Origin of the sequence: Streptomyces sp. KR55 (assembly GCF_052245645.1) — a bacterium.
GTDB lineage: Bacteria > Actinomycetota > Actinomycetes > Streptomycetales > Streptomycetaceae > Streptomyces > Streptomyces flavusporus.
In genome coordinates, this window is sequence record NZ_JBQQCE010000011.1 from 1 (window position 1) to 20,940 (window position 20,940).

General features: G+C 70.1%; 17 protein-coding genes. 11 read left to right on the plus strand and 6 right to left on the minus strand.

Annotated features, from left to right (window positions below):
• Window positions 1-153: 153 nt before the first annotated feature.
• Window positions 154-948 (minus strand): TIGR03936 family radical SAM-associated protein, encoded by a 795-nt coding sequence (locus tag ACTWQJ_RS02885; RefSeq protein WP_443305030.1) that lies wholly within the window; start codon window positions 946-948, stop codon window positions 154-156.
• Window positions 949-996: 48 nt separating this feature from the next.
• Window positions 997-2,106: a hypothetical protein gene (locus ACTWQJ_RS02890; protein WP_443305031.1), complete on the minus strand. Its 1,110-nt coding sequence runs from the start codon at window positions 2,104-2,106 to the stop codon at window positions 997-999.
• 151 nt (window positions 2,107-2,257) lie between these two features.
• Here ACTWQJ_RS02890 and ACTWQJ_RS02895 point away from each other — a divergent pair, with 151 nt between their 5' ends.
• The 10 genes from ACTWQJ_RS02895 to ACTWQJ_RS02940 are packed head-to-tail and all read left to right on the plus strand — an operon-like array spanning window position 2,258 to window position 7,625.
• Window positions 2,258-2,551 carry a gas vesicle protein GvpO gene (locus tag ACTWQJ_RS02895; RefSeq protein ID WP_443305032.1) on the plus strand — a complete coding sequence of 98 codons (294 nt, stop codon included), beginning with the start codon at window positions 2,258-2,260 and terminating at the stop codon, window positions 2,549-2,551.
• A gap of 32 nt (window positions 2,552-2,583) precedes the next feature.
• Window positions 2,584-3,060, plus strand: coding sequence for a gas vesicle structural protein GvpA (locus ACTWQJ_RS02900; RefSeq protein WP_443305033.1), 477 nt, complete (start codon window positions 2,584-2,586; stop codon window positions 3,058-3,060).
• A gap of 3 nt (window positions 3,061-3,063) precedes the next feature.
• The gene (locus tag ACTWQJ_RS02905) at window positions 3,064-3,777 is read left to right on the plus strand and encodes a GvpL/GvpF family gas vesicle protein (RefSeq protein WP_443305034.1); all 714 of its coding nucleotides are present in this window, start codon (window positions 3,064-3,066) and stop codon (window positions 3,775-3,777) included.
• A gap of 43 nt (window positions 3,778-3,820) precedes the next feature.
• Window positions 3,821-4,075, plus strand: a complete 255-nt coding sequence (locus ACTWQJ_RS02910; protein ID WP_443305035.1) for a gas vesicle protein GvpG — start codon at window positions 3,821-3,823, stop codon at window positions 4,073-4,075.
• Between the two features lie 37 nt (window positions 4,076-4,112).
• Entirely contained in the window at window positions 4,113-4,565 is a 453-nt protein-coding gene (locus tag ACTWQJ_RS02915; protein ID WP_443305036.1) for a hypothetical protein, read from the plus strand.
• Window positions 4,558-5,628, plus strand: coding sequence for an SRPBCC family protein (locus ACTWQJ_RS02920; RefSeq protein WP_443305037.1), 1,071 nt, complete (start codon window positions 4,558-4,560; stop codon window positions 5,626-5,628). The genes ACTWQJ_RS02915 and ACTWQJ_RS02920 overlap by 8 nt, the downstream gene beginning before the upstream one ends.
• 43 nt (window positions 5,629-5,671) lie before the next feature.
• The gene (gene gvpJ, locus ACTWQJ_RS02925) at window positions 5,672-6,154 is read left to right on the plus strand and encodes a gas vesicle protein GvpJ (protein WP_443305038.1); all 483 of its coding nucleotides are present in this window, start codon (window positions 5,672-5,674) and stop codon (window positions 6,152-6,154) included.
• A gap of 4 nt (window positions 6,155-6,158) precedes the next feature.
• On the plus strand, window positions 6,159-6,968 hold the full coding sequence (locus ACTWQJ_RS02930; protein ID WP_443305039.1) for a GvpL/GvpF family gas vesicle protein: 810 nt from the start codon (window positions 6,159-6,161) through the stop codon (window positions 6,966-6,968).
• The gene (locus tag ACTWQJ_RS02935) at window positions 6,965-7,231 is read left to right on the plus strand and encodes a gas vesicle protein (protein ID WP_443305040.1); all 267 of its coding nucleotides are present in this window, start codon (window positions 6,965-6,967) and stop codon (window positions 7,229-7,231) included. Before ACTWQJ_RS02930 ends, ACTWQJ_RS02935 begins: the two co-directional genes overlap by 4 nt.
• Window positions 7,215-7,625: a gas vesicle protein K gene (locus tag ACTWQJ_RS02940; protein ID WP_443305041.1), complete on the plus strand. Its 411-nt coding sequence runs from the start codon at window positions 7,215-7,217 to the stop codon at window positions 7,623-7,625. Before ACTWQJ_RS02935 ends, ACTWQJ_RS02940 begins: the two co-directional genes overlap by 17 nt.
• 47 nt (window positions 7,626-7,672) lie before the next feature.
• Here the strand turns inward: ACTWQJ_RS02940 and ACTWQJ_RS02945 are convergent, their stop codons facing one another.
• Both ACTWQJ_RS02945 and ACTWQJ_RS02950 read right to left on the minus strand, forming a co-directional pair.
• Window positions 7,673-8,917, minus strand: coding sequence for a glycosyltransferase (locus ACTWQJ_RS02945; protein WP_443305043.1), 1,245 nt, complete (start codon window positions 8,915-8,917; stop codon window positions 7,673-7,675).
• A 31-nt stretch (window positions 8,918-8,948) separates the two neighbouring features.
• The gene (locus ACTWQJ_RS02950; RefSeq protein WP_443305044.1) at window positions 8,949-9,965 is read right to left on the minus strand and encodes an alpha/beta hydrolase; all 1,017 of its coding nucleotides are present in this window, start codon (window positions 9,963-9,965) and stop codon (window positions 8,949-8,951) included.
• A gap of 301 nt (window positions 9,966-10,266) precedes the next feature.
• Between ACTWQJ_RS02950 and ccrA the strand changes: the two genes are divergently transcribed.
• On the plus strand, window positions 10,267-11,577 hold the full coding sequence (gene ccrA / locus ACTWQJ_RS02955) for a crotonyl-CoA carboxylase/reductase (RefSeq protein WP_443305062.1): 1,311 nt from the start codon (window positions 10,267-10,269) through the stop codon (window positions 11,575-11,577).
• An 8-nt stretch (window positions 11,578-11,585) separates the two neighbouring features.
• Here ccrA and ACTWQJ_RS02960 read toward each other — a convergent pair whose 3' ends face one another.
• Window positions 11,586-18,341 (minus strand): SDR family NAD(P)-dependent oxidoreductase, encoded by a 6,756-nt coding sequence (locus ACTWQJ_RS02960; protein ID WP_443305045.1) that lies wholly within the window; start codon window positions 18,339-18,341, stop codon window positions 11,586-11,588.
• Complete coding sequence (locus tag ACTWQJ_RS02965; protein WP_443305046.1) at window positions 18,338-20,134, minus strand: fatty acyl-AMP ligase; 1,797 nt, start codon at window positions 20,132-20,134, stop codon at window positions 18,338-18,340. Before ACTWQJ_RS02965 ends, ACTWQJ_RS02960 begins: the two co-directional genes overlap by 4 nt.
• Window positions 20,135-20,940 lie beyond the last annotated feature (806 nt).

A 20,940-nucleotide genomic window follows, 5' to 3' on the forward strand; every position in this document is an offset into this window, starting at 1 on the left:
GCACGGGAGCTCTCTGTAGTCCTGTCTCGCCGGTTCCGTATGCCGTGTTGCGTACGGCCTGGCGAAAGTCTTGTGGTCGGTGCGCTGCCCGACCCAGGTGGCTCCCGAGTACGAGGGCGGCGCTACGACGTGCGTCCCTGCGCGGAACCTTCCTTACGCCGACGCCTTCGCGGCGGCAGGATCGGCGGCTCCCGGAGTGGTGGCCGGGGCGGCCGTGACTGCCTCGCGGTCGGGCGCGAGCGGGTCGGTCACCGTGCCGGTCTCTTCATCGAACAGCCCCTGCGCCAGCCTGGTCACCGCTGCGGGGACCGGCGGCGCCAGGTCGGCCACGGCGCGGAGACCGGACAGGACGTCGTCGGGTCGTACGGCAGGCGTCACGTGCCGAACAACCAGCCGCAGTATCGCACAGGGCTGGTCCGTCGGCCTATCAGCAGGCGAACTGTGCATTTCAGAGCCTGCCACGCTGTCCAGGCTCGCGACGGCCGGGCGGGCGTCGAAGGTGCGGACGCCGTTCTTGGTCAGCCGCTGTACCTCGACGGTCTCGGCCGCGTTGAAGGCGGCCACCGCGCGGGCGGCGTCGGCCGGCTCCACGCCGTCCAGCCGCAGCTCCCAGACGGAGGCCGTCAGCCGGTCGGCGAGCCCCGAGATGCGGGCCTCGACCGCCTCGACGATGTCGAGCCCGTCGGGCAGCGACTCGTCGAGGAGCGTGCGCAGGGTCTCCGGATCGCGCGGCTCGGTGAGGGCGATCTCCAGGTACTCCGCCTCACTGCCCGTGCCGGTGGGTGCGGCATTGGCGTACGACACCTTCGGGTGCGGGGTGAACCCCGCCGAGTACGCCATGGGCACCTCGGCGCGGCGCAGCGCACGCTCGAAGGCGCGCTGGAAGTCACGGTGGCTGGTGAACCGGAGGCGGCCGCGCTTGGTGTAGCGCAGTCGGACGCGCTGCACCGCGGGTGCCGGCGGCGGGCCTTCGGGCTGTCGCTTGCCCAGTGTCGTTCAGTCCTTAGTGAGTGCGGTCGTACTGCTACCAAGAGTACGTGTGCCGGCGGCCGCAGGTTCCCGTCGGGCCGCCGCCTCCCGCTGCCGGGGCTCGCCGAACAGCATGCGCCGGACGTCGGCCCGCGTCTGCCGTACGGATGCCCGGGCCGACGCCAGCGCCTGCCGCGTCGCCCGCCCCACGGCGCGCGCGGCCTCGGCGGCCGGCCGCAGAACCGTGTCCCGTACGACGTGCCCGACGGGCGTCAGCACGCTGCGGTACACCCAGCGCACCGGCTCCACGAAGATCCACCGGAAGAGAGTCCCCAGGAACCGACCGACGGCGAGCGAGATGTGCCCGGCGACCCGCCAGGCGTGCCCGAGCGCCGCCCCGACCTCCCGCCCGATGACGGCGAGCACCCGCCCGACCGGTACCAGTACCCAGCGCCACAACGCGAGCGCGGGCAGGACGAGGAGGATCCGGGCCGTCCAGTACAGGGCCACGCCGATCCCGGTGACGATCACGCCCAGGAACCACACGAGCCCCTTCGCGCACCAGGCGACCGCCCGCCCGACAGGCGCGAGGACCCACTCGTACAGCCACCGCGCGGGAACGACGACGAGGTACCGCACGAGCCACGCCACGGCGGTGTACACACCGATCCCGAGGGCGACGAGCACGGCTCCGATGCCCTTGAGCAGCCACATGATCCCGTGCCCGACGGGCGTCAGCACGCGCGCGTACACCCATGCCAGCCCGGCACCGATCCCCCGCGCCACCCACGCGATCCCGTGCCCGACCGGCGTCAGGACGTACCGGTACAGCCAGACGCACGGCACCACGACGAGCACGTTCGCGAGCCAGGCGAGCGCCCTGCCGGCCGGCACGACGACGTACCGCCACAGGGCGACGAACGGCCAGACGAACACCACCCGCCCGAGCCACAGCAGCGCCCGCCCCAGCGGCCTGAACACCGTGTCGTTGAGGAACCGCCCGGCGACGGCCAGCGCGTCCCAGACCATCCGTACCGGGAGGACGAGCACGAGCATGACGATCCGCACCGGAATGCGGATCGCGACGGCGAGACACCCCTCGGGCGTCTGCTGAGCCGGCGGCTTTTCCAGATCCATACCGACGTAGACGCCACAGCCACCGATCCGGATCCCCTCGCCCCGATCCGGATCCCCTCGAAAACTCTGTCGGCCGAGGAGATACAGACGAATGTTTCGGGAGACACGGGTTACTTGAAGACGTTTGGTGGTGGTATGCCCGAGAAGGTGAATGATCACGAACGACAGTGAGCAGCCAGAACGGGTGTCGGCCGCCGAGGCGATGCGGCAGGCGACCGAGCAGCTCACCGAGCTGCTCGGGCGGCCCCCGGAGTCCGTTTCGGCGCTGAAGCCGACGGACCAGGGCTGGGAGGCCGAGGTCGAGGTCGTGGAGCTGGAGCGCATCCCGGAGACCACAAGTGTGCTGGCCAGCTACGAGGTTGTCCTGGACCCGGCCGGCCGGCTGTTGGCATACGAACGCGGGCGCCGCTACACACGCGCCCAGATCGACCGGGGCGACCACTGACGTGGTCATCCCTTCCCCGAAGGGAGAACACCGTGACCGTGACACCGGGCGGCGGCGCTGTACCCGCCCCCACCCAGGGCTCCGGAAACCTGTACGACGTGCTGGAGTTGGTCCTGGACCGCGGGCTGGTGATCGACGCCTTCGTACGGGTGTCCCTCGTCGGCATCGAGATCGCCAAGGTGGACGCGCGCGTCGTCGTGGCCAGCGTCGACACGTATCTGCGCTTCGCCGAGGCATGCAACCGACTGGACCTCGAATCGGGCCGCAAGGCCCCCGCACAGCTGCCCGACGTGATGGAGCGCGTCACCGAGGGCGGCTCCAAGGGCAAGAGCAAGGGCGCTCTGAGCGGAGCCGTCGAAGCGTTCACGGAGTCCCTTCAGAAGGGCGGCCACGACGAGATCGAAAGCGGTGAACGGCCTCGGCGAGGCAAGGAGGAGCGGCGGGAGCGCGAGCGCGAGCCCGTCGAGCGCGGCTCGGAACGCCGTTCCTCGAGGGAGCGCGAGGAGTGAGCGATGTCGCTGTACGTGTACGCCATCACCGAGGCATCGCATCCCCTGCGACTCGACGACCTCAAGGGCGTCGGCGAGTCGCCCTCCGAGCTGCGTGTGGTGCACGGCGACTCGCTGTGCGCCGTCGTCAGTGAGGCCCCCGACGACCTGTCCGTCGCACGCCGGGACATCGAGGCACATCACGCGGTGCAGGAGCGGCTGTGGTCCGAGGGCACCTCGCTGCCGCTGAGCTTCGGATTCGTCGCCCAGGACGAGGACGCCGTACGCGCCGTTCTGGAACAGGGCGCCGAGCAATACGCCCAGCGGCTGGCGGTGCTCACCGACCGCGTGGAGTTCAACGTCAAGGGCGTACAGGACGAGGATGCGTTGCTGCGGCAGATCGTCGAAGAGTCCCCGCGGATACGCGAGTTGAACGAGGCGACCCGCGAGGGCGGCGGAAGCTACGAGCAGCGGCTGGAACTCGGCCAGCTCGTGGCCCAGGAGGTGCAGAGCCGCCATGAGGCGCTCGCCGCGCAGATCGTCGCCGCCCTGCGACCGCTCGTGTACGCAGAGAGCCTGTCGCCGCCCTCCGAGCAGTACTTCGTCAACGCCTCGTTCCTCGTGGACCGCGAGAAGTCCGAGGCCTTCGCGGAGGCCGGCCGGGAGCTGGCCGAGCAGCTGCCCGAGGGAGTCGAGCTCCAGCTCCGCGGCCCGCTGCCGCCCTACAGCTTCGCGTGACGGCAGCCGACGGGCACAGGACCGTACGACACAAGGAGGCACCGTGGGACTGGTCTTGGAGATCCTGGCCCTCCCCCTCGCTCCTGTGCGGGGCGCGGCCTGGGTGCTGGACAAGATCGTGCTCGCGGCCGAGCAGGAGGCCTATGACCCTGCCCCGGTGCAGGCGGAGCTCGCCGACCTGGAGCGGGCGCGGACCGAGGGCCGTATCGACGAGGAGAAGTTCGCACAGCGCGAGCAGGAGCTGTTGCAGCGGCTGGAGGAGATCAGGATGTATCAGCTCCGGCAAGTGCAGCCATGACGGGGGAAAGCGGTCACCGGGCGAGGAGAACGGCATCATGAACAACGCCAAGATCGGAACTGCCCTGATCGGCGGCTACGTGCTGGGCCGCAGGAGGAAGGCCGGGGTCGCCCTGGGGCTCGCCCTGGCGATGGCCGCCAGGCGGGCCAAGGGAGGCGACCTCGCCAAGGCCCTCACTCCCGTGCTCGGCAACCTCAACCGGCAGGTCCGCACCGAGTTGACGAGCGCGAGCAAGGCCGCGGCGAGCTCCGTGCTGAGCGCCCAGGCCGACCATCTCGCCGACGCCCTGCACGAACGCACGCTCGGTCTCCAGGGAAAACGGGACGAGAGGGAACCGCGCGAGGAGCGCGAGGACGTCGAGCGGGACGAGGAGGAGTACGAGGAGCAGCCCGAGGACCGCGAAGACGTCGAACGGGACAAGGAGGAGGGCAGGACGCCCTCCGCGAAGGCGCGCGGCAGCGAGCGGGCGAGGAGGCCGGACGATGGCTGACGGCAACAGGGCCGAACGCGGCTCGCCGGCCGACACCGGAACCCTGAAGACCCCGGGCGCGAACCGGTTGGTGGAGGAGCTGGGCTCCTACGCCGAGGCCCGCCTGGAACGCGTCCTGACAGGCGTCGGACACAAGATGGGCGAGGCGGCGAACCGGCTCGGCTCCGCCCACATAGGTCCCGGCGGTCTCGTCCACGCCGTCGGCAAGGGCGGCAGGAAGCTCGGCGGGCAACTCGGCGCGCGGGTCGCGTCCCAGGCCAAGGAGACCGCCACGCACGCCAAGGACACCGTGGCGGAGAAGGTCAAGGACGTCGCCACGACCGGAAAGAAGCACGGGCCGCCGTCCGGCGGCGGACCCAAGAGCCTCACCATCATCGAGGACATCGACATCGGCGTTCCGGTGCGCGAGGCATACGACCAGTGGACGCAGTTCACGGAGTTCGGCCGGTTCACCAAGGGCGTGGTCGACGTCGAGCAGCAGGACGACACCACGACCCAGTGGCAGGTCAAGATCGCCAGGGCGAGCCGCACCTGGACCGGGACGATCACGGAGCAGGTGCCCGACGAGCGGATCGCCTGGACCTCCGAGGGGGCCAAGGGAACCACCAGGGGCGTGGTCACCTTCCATCCGCTGGCCGAGAACCTCACCAAGGTGCTGCTGGTCCTCGAGTACTTCCCCAAGGGCGTCATCGAGAAGGCCGGGAGCCTGGTGCGGGCCCAGGGCCGCCGTACCCGGCTCGATCTGAAGCTCTTCCGCAAGTTCGTGATGATGCGCGGCGAGGCCACGGGCGCCTGGCGCGGCGAGATCCGCGAGGGCGAAGTGGTCCGCGGCCCGGAGGAGGAGGCCGAGGAAGAGCGCCGTGAGGCCCGTGGGGAGGAGAGAGAGCGGCCCCGCGACAAGGAGGAGGACGAGCGGGACGAGGAGGAGTACGAGGAGCAGCCCGAGGACCGTTACGACGAGCGGGACGAGGACGAGGAGGAAGACGAGGAGGAGAACGAAGAGCCCGAAGACCGCTACGACGACGAAGCACCCGCCGACGAGAGCCCTCGGCGCCGCAGGTAGCCGAAGGCGCCGAGCCACTCTCAGGAACGAGGTCGAAGACGCCGTGACCGAGCCCCACTCCGCCGGCCCTTCCCCCGCGCGCACGCTCCAGCCGTACGGCCAGGCACAGGGCGCGAACCTTGCCGACATACTCGAGCGCGTGCTCGACAAGGGCATCGTCATCGTCGGCGACATCAAGATCGACCTGCTCGACATCGAACTGCTCACCATCCGGCTCCGCCTGCTGGTCGCCTCCGTGGACAAGGCCAAGGAGATCGGCATCGACTGGTGGGAGCGCGACCCGGCCCTGTCGTCCCGCGCCGACGGCGCGCGCGACCTCGAGGAGCAGAACGCCCGGCTGCGCGACGAGATCAAGCAGCTGCGCAAGCAGGTGGCCGAGTCGCAGGCGGAACTGCCCGAAGGCGCTTCGAGCAGCCGCCGCCGTCCTCACGACCGCGAGCGTGAGCGGGAGCGTGAGCGGGAGACCACGGCGGAGCCTCGGCGCAGGAACCGCAGAACCGCAGCGGACGACGACCGCCGGAGTTGATGCCATGGACGACCAGCTCAGCTACGCCTACGCCGTCGTACGGCCCGTCGCTGCCCTGGAGCGGGACGCACTCCCCGGCGTGCGCGGGGTCGCGGACGCGCCCGTCACGCTGGTTCACCACGGCGATGTGGCGGCAGCGGTCAGCCCGGTCCCACGGGCCGACTTCTCCGAGGCCGCCCTCAAGGCTCACCTGGAGGACCTGGACTGGCTGGAGAGCGTGGCCCGGGCCCACCACCACGTCGTCGAAACCCTGGGCGCTCACACCACGGTGCTGCCGCTCCGCCTGGCGACGGTGTACCTCGACGACGCCCGGGTCCGCGACATGCTCGGCGCACAGGAGAAGACCTTCACCGCGCTGCTGGACCGGCTCGCCGACCATGTCGAGTGGGGCGTGAAGGTCTACGCCGACGCCTCCCGTACAGCCGCTCGGCCGCAGGCGGCCACCCCGGCCGACGAACCCGCCTCCGGCCGCGCCTACCTGCAGCAACGCCGACGCCAGCAGCACGCACGCGAGGACGCCTGGTCGTCCGCCGCCCAGGCCGTCCGCCGCATCGAGGACCAGGTCTGGAACCTCGCCGTGGCACACGCCCGGCACCGGCCCCAGCAGGGCAGGCTGGCCGGCGGAACCGGGGAGAACGTCGCCAACGACGCCTATCTCGTCCCTCGCCGCCTCGCCGAGGAGTTCCGCGACCGGGTCCTGCACGCCGCCGAGGAATTCCCGGGCGTACGGGTGGAGGTCACCGGCCCGTGGGTGCCGTACTCGTTCGCCCAGGCGCCGGAACTCCAGGCCCCGGAGGGAGCGCAACAGCGGTGACCGCGTACGAGGACCCGCCCGATCCGCCGCTCGCCCAGCGCCAGGTGGCCCTGATCGACCTGCTCGACCGGCTGTTGAGCGGCGGCGCGGTGCTCACCGGCGACATCGTCCTGTCCATCGCGGACATCGACCTGGTCAGGATCTCGCTGCGCGCGGTGTTCGTCGCCGTGCACGAGCAGCAGTGGGAAGCCCTCGTTCCCTCAGCGCCCCTCCCCGGAGCGACCCTTGTCGGAGGCGACGACCGGCATGACGAACCCCGCTGACCGCCCGCACGCCGACCGCCTGGAGGAAGTCGCCGACGCCGCGCAGCGCGCCTTCGCACTCCTCCCCGCCCGACCGGACGAGGTGCCGCCCCTCGGCAACCAGGACCACCGATCGTCGGTCGCCCGCCGCCTCCGCACCGATCCGGAGACGGTGGAACGCGACCTGGTCAAGCTCGTCCTCACCATCGTCGAACTGCTCCGCCAGCTCATGGAACGCCAGGCCCTGCACCGCGTCGACCAGGGCGGCCTCACCGAGGAGCAGGAGGAACGACTGGGCCTGACCCTGATGATCCTCCACGACCGCATGACGGAACTCTGCCGCCGCTACGACCTCACGATGGACGACCTCAACCTCGACCTGGGCCCACTCGGTCCGCTTCTGCCACCCGCCTGAAATCCCGGCACACCCTGCGCAGCAACGCCGCCGCGTTGCTGTCGGGCTCAGCTGCTGACGAGCCCTTGCACGACGCGGCGGGCGCGGGCGACGCCGTCCTCTGCCCCCAGTGCCCGGCCGAGTCGACGGGCAGCCTCTGCGTGGGCCGCGTTGTCGGTGACGGCCCGCAGGCGTTCGGTGAGAGCCGAGACGGTGAGACGGCGGCTCGGCAGAGGCTCGGGGCCCGCACCGAGGCTGTGCACGCGGGCCGCCCAGTAGGTCTGGTCACCGAAGAAGGGGCAGACCAGGGAGGGGACCTGGGCCCGCAGTGCCGAGGCGGTGGTGCCCGCCCCACCATGGTGGACGACTGCGGCCATCCTCGGGAACAGCCAGTCGTGGGGGGCCTCGCCGACCACGAGCATGTCGCTTTCACTGGTGGCGGGGTCTCCGGCCAGCACGCCCCGCAGTCCTGCGCGCCGCAGTGCTGTCCGTACGAGGTGATCCGTGGCCTCGGGGTCGCTGGTTCTCATGCTGCCGAACCCCACGTACACGGGCGGGGTCCCGTTGTCCAGGAAGTCGAGAAGCCGCTCCGGCGGCTTCCACAGTGGCTGCTCGTGGTGCCAGAACCCTGTCACATGGACGTTCGGTCCCCAGTCGGCCGGCCGTGGCACGACCGTGGGACTGAACGCGCAGAGCACCGGGGCCTGCCGTGCCAGGCGCAGAAGGGCACGCATGGACAGAGCGGGAAGGCCTAGGTCGTTCCGGCGCCAGTCGTTGAGGAACTCACGGGACACGAGCCAGGCTCCCCGGTCGACCGCTTCGAAGCTGAGGCGGTTTCCCAGGGCTCCGAGGAACCGCGCGGCCGGCAGGAAGGGGTGCGGGAACATCCCTGTGGGCTGGCTCGGCTGGAAGTGGATGATCGCGTGCGGGACCCGCAGGTACTGGCTCAGGTGAAGGCCGAGAAAGCCGAACGTGGGAGCGAGCACAAGATCGGCGTCCTTGGCGCCGACCTGGGTCTCCGCAAGGATCCGGTTCATCAGCGGTCGAAGGATCCGGTTGATGCCGCGGATGAATGCGACCGGGTTGCTCCGACCGGCGAGCAGTTCCTGTCCCTCGGGCGATCCGATGATTTCGGCCGGGTCCGCCGACAGAGGGTGGAATTCCAACCCCGCCGCAGTGATCAGCTGTTGATAACGGCTGCTGGCGAGCACGCGCACTTCGTCGCCCTGACACGCCAGCCCTCGGCCCAGCGCGAGACACGGCTGGACGTCTCCGCGGGATCCTGCGGCGAAAATCACGAATTTTCTGCCCATGACCCTGTCCTTGTCCACGGAGAGCGGGTGCCTACGTGACTTCCTTCATCACCGTGGGCCAGATGGCGTGCAGTTCGCGCTCCCAGTAGGGCCAGGAATGCGTCCCGGGGCTGTAGAGGTGCGTTGTCACCGTGACGCCCACCGAGCGAAGCGACCGCGCAAACCTGGTAACCGACTCCGGAAGGAACTTCTCACCCACCGCGGCCGTCACAAGCTCGTCGATCGACCGGTTCCCGTCCATGGGCCCGATGTCCCCATCGCCGGTGGAGAGATGGACCTTCGTTCCCCTGAAGGCGCGTGGCATGGCGGCGGGGTTGTGGGCCTGCCAGACGTCGGCGTTCACCACGGGGTCGCCCCAGACGTCGCGGAGGTCGATGCCGTCCCGCCAGGAGCCGAGGCCGAGTACCGCGCACACCGCCGGGTCGTTGAGGTCGACGTAGGAGCTCATGGAGGCCACGTAGCGGAACATTCCTTGATGGTGTGCCGCGTAGTTGAGCGCTCCGAAGCCGCCCATGGACAGGCCGATGACAGCCCGGGCGGAAGAGGCGCGAAATTCCCTCTCCATGAGCCGCACCAGCTCGGCGGTGTGGAAGGTCTCCCAGAGGAGCCCGCCGGCGCGCCAATCGCTGTAGTAGCCGGCTTTCCCTCCGTCGGGCATCACGATCAGTACGTCGGAATGGCTGGTCAGGTCCTCGACATCCGTCTCACGTGTCCAGGAGGTGTAATCGTCGTTCCCGCCATGGAGCAGGTACACCACGGGGAACCTGCTTTCCCTGTTGCTGCGCCAGTTCCGGGGGAGGATGACCCGAACGGGGATGAAGTCCCCCATGGCCGGTGAGCTGACCGTGATGTCCAGTGTGCGCTCGTCGAGTTTCCTGACCTTCGTGATCTGGGCATCGGTGCCGACCGAACGGGCCAGGGTGTGTGCGCCGCGGGCGGCCGAAGCCGGCCCGGCGCCACAGAGCAGTGGAAGAAGCAGCAAGCAGGCGAGCAGCGAGCCGCGGGCAGGTCGCGCCCGGCCGGCGAAGGCGGAGGATTCAGCACGCACAGGAACAGACAGTGACAATTCGGAACGTCAAGTGCCAACAACCACACCGATCCGATTACAAAAAGATCAGACGACCGCAGCACGACAGCGGCAACATCCCCGCATGGCGGTATCGGTGTCGTTCTTTTCGTGGCGGTGGACACCGCTGCCCGGATGCTTCTCTGACCTGCGTTTGCCATCCGACGGCTGGTGGGTGGCCTGCCTTTGCGGTTGCGTCAGTGGCGGTACGACCGCTTGCTGGAGACAGTCGCAAAACGATCGAGAACAGGGACAGGGAGTCACGATGCAGTCTTCTCCGAAGATGTCCGAAGCGGTTGTCGCGGGTGCTGACGCAGCGGACCTCGCATCGCTCCCTGTGCCGGGCCATTTCCCTGCGGCTACCGTGCGGGACAGCGATGTCGACCTCTTCAAGGGCATGGAGGACAAAGACGTCCGCAAGTCCCTGTTCGTCGACCAGGTGCCCATGCCGGAACTGGCGCCCGACGAGGCCCTGGTCGCGGTGATGGCGAGTTCGATCAACTACAACACCGTGTGGTCGGCGATGTTCGAACCGCTTCCGACCTTCCGGTTCCTGAAGCAGATGGGGAAAAGGGGCGGTTGGGAGGCACGCCATGACCTCCCCTACCACATCGTGGGGTCCGACGCCTCGGGCGTCATCGTTCGGACGGGATTGTCCGTGCGCAGGTGGAAAGTCGGTGACCACGTCGTGGTCTCCCCCGCGTATGTCGATGAACAGGAGCCCGACACTCATCGGGACGGCATGCTCGGCGAAGGCCAGAAGGCATGGGGATTCGAGACCAACTTCGGCGGGCTGGCGCACTACGCCGTCGTACGGGCCAGCCAGCTTCTTCCCAAACCCGCGGCGCTGACGTGGGAGGAAGCGGCGGTCAACCCCCTGTGTGCGAGTACCGCCTACCGCATGCTGGTCAGCGACCGCGGCGCTCGGATGAAGCAAGGTGACGTCGTGCTCGTATGGGGCGCGACCGGCGGCCTGGGGGCCTACGCCGTCCAACTCGTCCTCAACGGTGGCGGAATTCCGGTGGGCGTGGTCAATTCCGAAGCCAAGGCCGAAGCCCTCAGATCCCTTGGGTGCGAAGCCGTCATCAATCGCGCGGAGCTCGAGGAGGGGGATCCGACGCTGCTGGAGCGACCCGACGGATGGAAGAGGATGGGACGGGTCATTCGCTCCCTCGTCGGAGAAGACCCGCACATCGTGTTCGAACACGTCGGCAGGAAGACGTTCGCCGCGTCGGTCTTCCTCGCCCGGCGCGGAGGCACTGTCGTGACCTGCGGATCCAGCACGGGCTACGAGCACCTCTACGACAACCGGTACCTGTGGATGCGCCTCAAGCGGATCATCGGGAGCCACGGCGCCAACCTGCATGAGCAGTTCGAGGTCAACCGGCTCATCACACTGGGACACCTGGTACCGGCTCTGTCGAAGACGTACACGCTGGACGAAGTCGGCGAGGCAGCCCGCAGTGTCCAGACCAACCAGCACATCGGCAAGGTGGGCGTGCTGTGCCTCGCACCCGGGCCCGGCCTGGGAGTCACCGATCCGCAGGCACGCGCCCGGATCGGCGAGCGACGGTTGAACATCTTCCGCGTGTGAACGCCGCACTACAGGGAATGCGGCGGCGTCCGGTCGTGGGGTTCGGATGCTGCGGCGTCGGGGTCGTGCCACTGGAGAGCCCTGGAGAGGTGCCGGGCGATGGTGGCGACGTGGGGAGGATCGATGAGGGACAGGTGGTCGCCCTCGACGGGGACGATCTCGAGGGACGGGCACAGGGGCGCCCAGCCGAGGTCGGCCTCCGACCGCAGGTAGCGCGGGTCGAGGGCCGTCGTGAGCGGCTGGGTCTGTCGGGCGCGGTAGAGCACGACATGGCCGTCGTAGGGGCGGGGCACGTAACGCTCACCGACGCGTGCATCGACGTACGACGTGCGCTGGTGCTCCATGATCCCGGGGCTCATGTCGAGGCCGGCCTCGGCCACAAGGCGCATGATCACATCGATCTGCCGGTCCTCGGGGGTGGCCACGAGTTCGTCCCAGGGCAGCTCCAGGCGATGCCCGTACGTCTTCTCGATGTACTCGGCGAACCGTGCGAAGCGTTCGAGCAGGAGGCCCTGTGAGTCCAGGTCCGGAAGGGCGGCGGGCAGGATGGTGTCGATCAGTCCGAGGAAGGTGACACTTTGGCCACCTTCTTCGAGTTGGCGGGCCGTCTCGTAGGCCAGGCAGCCACCGAAGGACCAGCCGAGGAGCTGATACGGCCCCTCCGGCTGGATGTCCCGGATCAGGGTGAGGTAGTGGGCGGCCTTGTCCTCCATCGAGGCGACCGCGTCCAGCCGCTCCATCCCGTACACGGCCTGGTCGGCCGGCAGGAGCTGGCTGAGGGGCAGGTAGACCGATGTGGGGCCGCCCGCGGGGTGGAAGGTGAACAGCGGAAGCCGCCGGGAGCCGGCCCGCGGCGGACGAAGGACGGTGACCGCGGACTCGCCCTGCGGGTTCACCATGGGCCGGATCAGTTCCGCGATGGCGGAAACCGTGCGCTGGTCGAGTACCGCCTCGGCCGTGAGGGCCGGCTCGGCATCGCCCAGGCGGCCGCGGACGGCATCGACGAGCGCCTCCGCTGCCCGCTGATCACCACCGTCAGCGACGAAGTCGACGCGGACATCGGCGGGACGGTGCCCCAGAACTTCCGCCCAGACACCGGCCACCAGGCGCTCGGCAGCATCGCGCGGCTGGATCGAGTTGGGCAGGTCGGGGGCGGGAGGCTGTGCCGCTGCCGGTAGGAAGCCGGTTTCGGATGGACTCCGTGAGGCAGCCGTGTCCGTTGTGCCCGGTTTCAGCCCGAGACTCTCCAGTACGGTGTCGCCGACCTGCCGCAGCGTCGCACCGCGCAGCATGAAGTTCACGGGAAGGTCGACGGCGAAGTCCTGCCGGGCCGCGTTGCGGATCCGCACCGTCATCAGCGAGTCGAGGCCCAGGTGGATCAGGGGGACCGCGTCGTCGAGGTCCCGCACACCGAATCCCATGATGGCCGCGGTGCGTTTGACCAGGCGCTCGTACACCTTGTCCGCGGCGGCGTCCCCGAGGGCCTCGATCCCGGGGGGGCCGGCCCAGTCGTCCGCCTGGGAGCCGGCCGCCCGCAGGCTGTCCGCGAAGTAGGGGATGTCCGACAGGCCCGGGAAGGCCTCCAGCACCCGCAGGGCATCGAGATGGACGACGCCGGTGTGCGCCCGGTTGTGCACGACCAGCACCTGCAGAGCGTCCAGTCCCTCGGGCGGCGTGATCGGGTCGAGGGCCAGAGCCGGATTGGCTGGCGCGGCACCGGCTTCGCTCCAGGGTCCCCAAGCGATCGAGGCGGCGGGCAGGCCCTCCGCTCTGCGCCGGTGCGCCAACGCGTCCAGCCAGGCGTTGGCGGCGGCGTAGGCGGCCTGGCCGGGAGAGCCCAGAAGTGCCGCGGCGGAGCTGTAGGACACCCACCAGTCGATCTGGTGGGTCGCGGTGGCGGCTTCGAGGTGGAGCGCGCCGAGAACCTTGGGCCGCAGCACGGTGTCGATGTCGGAGGCCTCGAGGTCCGTGATCATGCGGTCGTGGAGGACTCCGGCGCAGTGGGCGACACCGCGCAGCACGTGCCCCTCGCCGAGGGCGGCCTGCACCAAGAGCGGTGCGACTTCAGGGTCGGCGATGTCTCCTTGCACGACCTCGACGGATGTGCCGTGAGCGGCCTGGAACTGGGCGATGACCGACTGGGTCTCGGGTCCGGGGGGCCGTCTTCCGTTGAGGACCAGGCGGCCGGCTCCCCGTTCGGCAAGCCGACGGGCGGTGGCCAGGCCGAGTCCGGTCAGGCCGCCGGTGATCAGGTAGGCGCCGTCACGGCGGACGAACGGTGCCTCGTACTGCTGCCCGGTCAGATCGGCGCGGGCCAGGCGGGCGACGAGGCGGGTGCCCGCTCTCCAGGCGACCTCGTCGTCGGCGCTGTCCCCGAGCAGTTCCGACGCGAGGTCGTCGACAGCGCCGGGCTGGGTGTCGATGTCGACCAGACTGGCCCTCAGGGCGGGCTGCTCGAGGGCCAGTACGCGGACGAGACCGCGCAGGCACGCCGCGCCCGGCTCGCCGGGTTCTCCGAGTGCCATGGCCTGCGCCTGCACGGTGACCAGCCAGAGCCGGGGAATGTGCTGTCCGGGCGGGCTGGAGGCAAGGCGTCGTGCAAGGCGTGCGGCTGCCTGCAATGCCTCGGCGTCCTCGCGGGAGGCGGCGGGCCGGGTCAGCAGCAGGACGACGGCACCAGGAGTGTCCTGTGCGGCGTCCTTCAGCCAGTTGTCGAGCAGCTGGTCGGTGTCCGTGGTCCAGGATGCGGCGGTCACCCGGACCTTCTTCGCCTCAAGAGCCGCGCTCAGGGCGGCGGGCAGGCTGCCTGCGCTGCTGTCGGGCTCGTCGGTCAGCAACAGGACCCGGTCGAGCGGGCGCGGAACCGGCAGGGGGGCCTTCTGCCACTGGATGTCGTAGGTGAATGCTTCGAGGGGCTGGGGCACGTCGCGGCGCTCTGTGGGCCGTAGTTCCACTCCCTGTGCGGTGATCCGTGTCTGTGGCGCGCACGCCGCGATGTCCCAGTGGTGGCCGGTCCCGTCGGGGAAGCACTCGATTCGGTACGGGGCGTCCTCCACGGTGAGGCCGTGAAGCTGCAGGGATCGCAGGGCGGTCGGCACGGCCTCGGCGGCGTCGGGAGCCGTGTGGACGGTGTCGCTGCCGGGCTCCGCCGCGGGGGACTCGGCCGGCGCGTACAGCATCGCGGTGAGAAGTTCTTCGTGGTCCGGTGGTTGTGGTGAGGGCTCCTCGTGCGCGGCGGAGGTCCAGTCGGTGACTCTGACCGGTGGTGTGGCGCGCGTGTCGTCGTCGGAGCGCGCAGGGCCGGTGTGCACCCGTGCCGAGGCGTGGCAGCGCCAGGTGCCGTCGGCGCCGCGGGCGTTGATGGTGACGGCCGCGTGGGGGGTGGCGGGCTCCCAGACGATGGTGACGGGGGTGCTGCCGGCGAGCGGCAGCCACTGATGGATCGTCAGGTCCTCGATCCGCAGGTGGCCGATGTCGTCGTGCCCGTGGATGTCCCGGGCTGCCGCGATCATGAGGGCTGCGGAGGCGGGGAGGGTGAGGACCGAGCGGCCGTGCGGGCCTCGCCGTGAGCGCTGCGCCCGGTCGGTGCCGAGGTCCGCCTGCCAGAGGACGGCGCCCGTCCGGGGGTCGTCGGTCCGCAGGCCCAGCAGGGGGTGGCCCACGTGGGCGGCGGGACCCCGGCGGCTGATCCAGTAGCGTTCGTGGCGCCACGCGGGGGTGGGAAGTGGGGTCCGTCGGCCGTCGGGCCAGAGCTTTCGCTCGTCCACGGGCACGCCGGCCAGGTGTAGCCGGGCGAGAGCGGCACGCAGGTCGACAGCGTCGTCGCCGTTCTTGCGCAGAGTCCCGATCACCGCGACTTCGGGCGTGGACGCCGCCACCTGCAGTGTTTCACTCAGGGGGATGAGAGCGATGGGGTGGGGTGAGATCTCCAGGAAGAGGTCGTGTCCGTCGGCTGCGGCAGCGGCCACCGCCTGCTGGAGGCGTACGGGGCGCCTGACGTTGGCGCACCAGTACTCGGCGTCCGCGTGGACGCCGGCCCGGGGGTCGTCGAGCACGGTGCTGTACCAGGCCGCCTCCGGGGTGCGGGGATGCAGCGTTTCCAGAAGCTCGCGCAGCCTGGGTACGACCGGGTCGACCGCCGCGGAGTGTCCGGCACCGCCGACGTCGAGCAGGCGGGCGAGAGTGCCCTGTTCGGTCAGCTCCTCGACCAGGCGCCGCACCGCTTGTGCCGGTCCCGCGACGGTGCATCTGCGGGGCGAGGAGTGAACGGCGACCTCGACACCGGGGAATCGCGCAAGGACCTCCGCTCGCTCCGTCTCGGGCAGTTCGACGGCGCCCATCGCACCGGCGCGTTCGGCGTCGATGGCGGCGAGTTCCGCCGAGCGGTGGAGGATGATGTGCAGGCCCTCGGAGTCCTCGAGGGCTCCCGCGACGACGGCTGCGCCGACTTCCCCCATCGAGTGGCCGATGACGGCGGCCGGTTGTACTCCGTAGGCGCGCAGGGTGCGGGCCAGAGCGAGTTGCACACCGAAGAGCAGGGGCTGGGTGTGGTCGACGCCGGTGTCGGGCTCGGTTCGGGCGAGCATGTCCCGCAGGGAGATGCCCGCGTGCACGGTGTAGACCGGGTCCAGCTCGTCGACAGCGGCGGCGAACAGTGGGTCGTGCCGGAGCAGGTGCTGTCCCATGCCCTGCCATTGGGAGCCGTACCCGGAGAAGACGAAGACCGGGTGGCGCGTGCCGGACGACCGCGCCGCGGGGTTGTCGGCGCAGGGGGCGACGACGCCGGGGACTTCCTCATCGCGTGCGAGGGCCGCCAGTCGGTCGGTCGCCTCCTGGTGGGTGCGCGCCACGACGGCGGCGCACGCCGGTCCTCTGCGGTGGCGGGCGAGGGTATGGGCGATGTCGGCCAGTACGGGTGCGTCCTCCGCTGCCGTCCATCGGGCCAGGCCGGCAGCCACGTCGGCGATGCGGCCCCTGCTCCGGGCGGAGACGACGAGGACGTACGGGATGTCCGCGCCGGAGTCGCGGCCATGGGCGGGCTGCCGGGATGTGGGGGTGCCCGGGGATGGCGTGGGTGCCTGTTCGAGGATGACGTGCGCGTTGGTGCCGCCGAAACCGAAGGCGGATACGCCGGCCCGGGCGGGGCCGTCGTCCCGGTTCGGCCAGGGGGTGGGCTGCGTGACGATGCGCAGCCGCAGCCTGGTGAAGTCGATGTGCGGGTTGGGTTCCCGGAAGTGCAGGCTCGGAGGGATCCGGCCGTGGTGGAGCGCGAGCACGGTCTTGATGAGGCCGACGATGCCGGCGGCGCCTTCCAGGTGGCCCAGGTTGCTCTTGACGGATCCGATGAGGAGCGGCTGGTCGGCTGGTCGGCCGCTGCCGAGGACGGCACCGAGGGCGCCTGCCTCCATGGGATCTCCCAGGAGGGTGCCGGTTCCGTGTGTCTCGACGTAGTCGATGTCGGCGGCCCCGGCCTGCGCATCGCTGAGCGCGCTGCGCAGGAGGGTCTCCTGGGCCTTGGGGTTCGGGGCCATCAGGCCGGCGGAGCGGCCGTCCGAGTTGACCGCTGTTCCCTTGATGACGGCGAGGATCCTGTCGCCGTCGCGTTGGGCGTCGGCGAGCCGTTTCAGTACGACGACGCCGCAGCCCTCGCCCCGGGTGATGCCGTCGGCTGCCGCGTCGAAGGGTTTGCAGCGTCCGTCCGCCGCGAGCGCGCCGGCCTGTTGGAAGGAGGCGGTAACGGCCGGCGAGAGCAGAACGTTGACTCCTGCCGCGAGTGCGGTGTCGCATTCGCCGTTGCGCAGGCTGCGGCATGCCTGGTGCACGGCCACCAGGGAGGACGAGCAGGCCGTGTCGATGGTCATGCTCGGGCCGTGCAGGTCGAACAGGTAGGACAGGCGGTTCGCGGCGATGCTTCCCGCGGCACCCGTGCTGGTCCAAGGGGTGAGCAAGGCGGGGTCCGCGGTGGTGAGATGGCCGTACTCGAGGGAGCTGAGGCCCACGAAGACCCCGGTGTTGCTGCCCTGGAGCACGTGGGCGGGCGTTCCCGCGTGGTCGAGGGACTCGCAGGCGACTTCCAGCAGGAGACGCTGCTGCGGGTCCATGACCTCGGCTTCGCGCGGGGTGATGCCGAAGTGGTCCGCGTCGAAAGCCTCGATGTCCTCGAGGAACGCACCCCATCGGGTGGTGCGTTCGAGGAGTGCGGCGCCGCCGGGGCCGGCGGAGAAGTCCCGCCAGCGTCTGCCGGGGACGCGGCCCACGACGTCCGCGGCGGCCAGCAGACGCTTCCAGAAGTTGTCCGGTCCGTTGATCGTGCCGGGAAGGCGGCAACCGATGCCGATGACGGCGATGGCGTGGGGGGCCGCACAGGCGTCGCCGCTGTCGCCGCCGGTCTCGGCGCGGACCGCGACGGGGCGGGACTCGGTCGGCTCCGCTGCCCCAGCCCAGGTCCCCGGCTCACGGGGCTGGGTGGTGGCCAGGGCAGCGGCGAGTCGCTCGATGGTCGGGTTCTCCCACAGCAGCGTCGTCGGCAACGACCGGTCCAGCAGCCGTTCCAGATGCCCGGTCAGGGCGACGGCGTCACGGGAGGTCAGGCCGTACTCGGCCAAGGGGCGGGCCTCGTCGACGTCCGCGGCGGGGATGCCGCAGACTTCCGTGACGAGCCGGCGCAGCATCGCACGCATCTGCGTGGCCTGAGCCGGAGTGCGCCCGGATACGGCGGCAGCTTCCGCGCCCGGCCCCGTCTGACCCTCCGGGTGAGCCGTCATACGCTGCCGGTCCTTTCCTGGGCGTGCGTGTCCGCCGTCCAGGCACCCGCCATGTATCGCTCGCGGCATGCGGTGCGGGCGACCTTTCCGCTGGTGGTGTGCGGGACGGTGCCCGGCGCGGCCAGGACGAAGTCGTGGACGGAGACGCCGTGCCCGGTGGCTACCGCCGCGCGTACGGAACGTGTCACCTCGTCGATGAGAGGGCCGGGGTCCGTGACGTCGGGGCGGTGCTCGGCGACGGCGACGAGGCGCTCCCCGTCGCCGGTGTCCACGGCGAACGCGGCGACGTGGTGGGGCCGGATGGCCGGGTGCGCGTCCTGGACCGTCTCTTCGATGTCGTGCGGGTAGTGGTTCGTCCCGTCGATGATCACCAGGTCCTTGAGGCGTCCGGTGACGTAGAGCTGTTTGCCGTGCCACATGCCGAGGTCCCCGGTGCGCAGCCAGTGATTCGCCGGGTCGCTCGGGTCGTCGCCGTGCACAGTGGCGCGGAAGGTGGCTTCACTCTGCTCGGAACGACCCCAGTAGCCGCGCCCGATGTTGGGACCGCGAAGCCAGATCTCTCCGACCCGGCCGTCTTCCTGGAGTTGGCTCGTGACAGGGTCGACGATCGCGAGCTCCTGGCCGACCGGGCGGCCGCAAGCCACGAGTTCGGCCACGGCCGCGCCGTCGGCCGGCTCCGCGACGCGGGCGACCCCCAGCCCGAGGGCGTCCCGGTCGAAGGAGGTGACGGTCGGTTCCTCTCCCGCCGGAGAAGCGCTGACGAACACGGTCGCCTCCGCCAGCCCGTACGACGGCCGCAGGATGGTCCGAACCATGCCGACAGGCGCGAAGGCTGTCTGGAACCGCTCCAGCGTCCGGGCCCTGACGGGTTCGCTGCCGTTGACCATGGCGGTGACGGATCCCAGCGCCAGCTCCGTGCGTTCCTCGCCCTGGACGCGCCGGACGCAGTAGTCGTAGGCGAAGTTCGGTGCGGCGGTGAGGGCTCCGGGGTGCCGGGTCAGAAGGCGCAGCCAGCGCACCGGCTGCTGGATGAAGGCCAGAGGGTCCATGAGTACGGAAGGGACGCATCCGACGATCGGCATGGCGACCGCCAGCACCAGGCCCATGTCGTGGTAGAGCGGCAACCATCCCACGGTGCAGTTGCGGCCTGTGCGGAGTTCGTAGGCCTCCAGCGCCTGGCGTGCGTTGGCACAGACGCCTGCATGCGTGATCTCCACGCCGGACGGGGTGCGTGTCGACCCTGAGGTGTACTGCAGGTAAGCCGTGTCCTCGGGACGGGGATGCCGCGGCCGGCCTGTCTCATCTGCATGCGCCGCCGTCTCCCGTAGTTGACGTTCGGTGATGACCCGCAGGCCGGAGGAGAGGCCGCGCGTGGCGCAGAATTCCGTGAAGAAGGCCCGCTGGCCTTCGGTGGTGACCGCGAACATCGTGGCGGCGTCCCGGAGCACGGCCACGAGCTTGTCCTCGTGGCCGGGCAGGGACGGAGGGAACAGCGGGACGGCGACACAGCCCGCGCACGCGGCGGCAAGGAAAGCGACGACGTAGTCCAGGCTCTGCGGTGCGACGACGGCCACTCTCTCGCCCACCGCCCCGGCGTGGCGCAGGCCGGCTGCGGCCAGGCGTACCCGGCCCTCGAGCTGCCTCCACGTCAGCGTGCGAGCGACTCCCCCCATGTCGGTGCTGTAATCAACGAAGGTGAAAGCAGTTTCATCGGGTTGGGCAGCCGCTGCATTGGCCAGACAGTGGCTGAGTGTATCCGTCATTGGTGATGACACCGAGTCACCGACCTTCATTCAAATGGGGAAGCAGCAGGCAACAGCGAAACACGGTGCCGTCCTCCACCTCCGGTGACACGCCGACAGCGGAGCGCGGACCAGGTACTTCGCGATTAGGCATGGCTTACAGTGCGGCGCCGCCCATAGCCCAATATCGCGCTGCCGCAGATGCGCGCAGAACTGGGCTTGGCCGAAACGGACTTGAAGTGGGTGGCGGCCGTCTATCCGCTGGCACTCGCAAGCTTCCTGCTGCTGGGCGGTCATCCGACCGATGCCAAGGGCCGGCGCTGGTCGCTGTCGACTGATCTCACCGTGTTCACTGCCGGGTCCGCGTGCTGCGCCTGTCGCGCTGGCCTGCCTTTCGCTCGCGGCCATCATCCATGCCCTGATCGAAGGGCCCACGTATGGATTCACAAAACCGAGAGTCGTCGTCGCCGGCGCTGTTGCCGCGACCGGAGCAATGGGCGTCTCAATTGCGGTGACATACCACCCGAGTCCGGCTCTGCGGACGCTGTTCGGTAAACATCCCTTCACCGGGGGACTCATCGCCCAGCTGCTGTGGGGGCTGGGAGTAAGCGGCGTGTATTTCTACACCGCCCAGTTCAGGCAGCCTGCGCGGCGGTCTCGCCGACCTGCTGCCCGGGCTGGTGACCGTCGGCGTGGGATCCGCCCTCGCTCTCCCCCTGACGACCCGGGCCCTGGAATCGTCACCCGGTCATATCTCCGGGTTCGCGGCGGGTCTGTTCAGCGCCACTCGCGAACTGTCCTGACGGGAGCGGGAGCTCCCGTCGCCGTGTGGGCGCTGCGCCGCCATGTGTGCGGCC

Coding starts and splice junctions, on each gene's coding strand:
- ACTWQJ_RS02895 (WP_443305032.1), top strand. CDS start 2,258: ATGATCACGAACGACAGTGAGCAGCCAGAACGGGTGTCGGCCGCCGAG.
- ACTWQJ_RS02915 (WP_443305036.1), top strand. CDS start 4,113: ATGAACAACGCCAAGATCGGAACTGCCCTGATCGGCGGCTACGTGCTG.
- ACTWQJ_RS02890 (WP_443305031.1), bottom strand. CDS start 2,106: ATGGATCTGGAAAAGCCGCCGGCTCAGCAGACGCCCGAGGGGTGTCTC.
- ccrA (WP_443305062.1), top strand. CDS start 10,267: ATGTCCGAAGCGGTTGTCGCGGGTGCTGACGCAGCGGACCTCGCATCG.
- ACTWQJ_RS02930 (WP_443305039.1), top strand. CDS start 6,159: ATGGACGACCAGCTCAGCTACGCCTACGCCGTCGTACGGCCCGTCGCT.
- ACTWQJ_RS02945 (WP_443305043.1), bottom strand. CDS start 8,917: ATGGGCAGAAAATTCGTGATTTTCGCCGCAGGATCCCGCGGAGACGTC.
- ACTWQJ_RS02965 (WP_443305046.1), bottom strand. CDS start 20,134: ATGAAGGTCGGTGACTCGGTGTCATCACCAATGACGGATACACTCAGC.
- ACTWQJ_RS02920 (WP_443305037.1), top strand. CDS start 4,558: ATGGCTGACGGCAACAGGGCCGAACGCGGCTCGCCGGCCGACACCGGA.
- ACTWQJ_RS02960 (WP_443305045.1), bottom strand. CDS start 18,341: ATGACGGCTCACCCGGAGGGTCAGACGGGGCCGGGCGCGGAAGCTGCC.
- ACTWQJ_RS02905 (WP_443305034.1), top strand. CDS start 3,064: ATGTCGCTGTACGTGTACGCCATCACCGAGGCATCGCATCCCCTGCGA.
- ACTWQJ_RS02940 (WP_443305041.1), top strand. CDS start 7,215: ATGACGAACCCCGCTGACCGCCCGCACGCCGACCGCCTGGAGGAAGTC.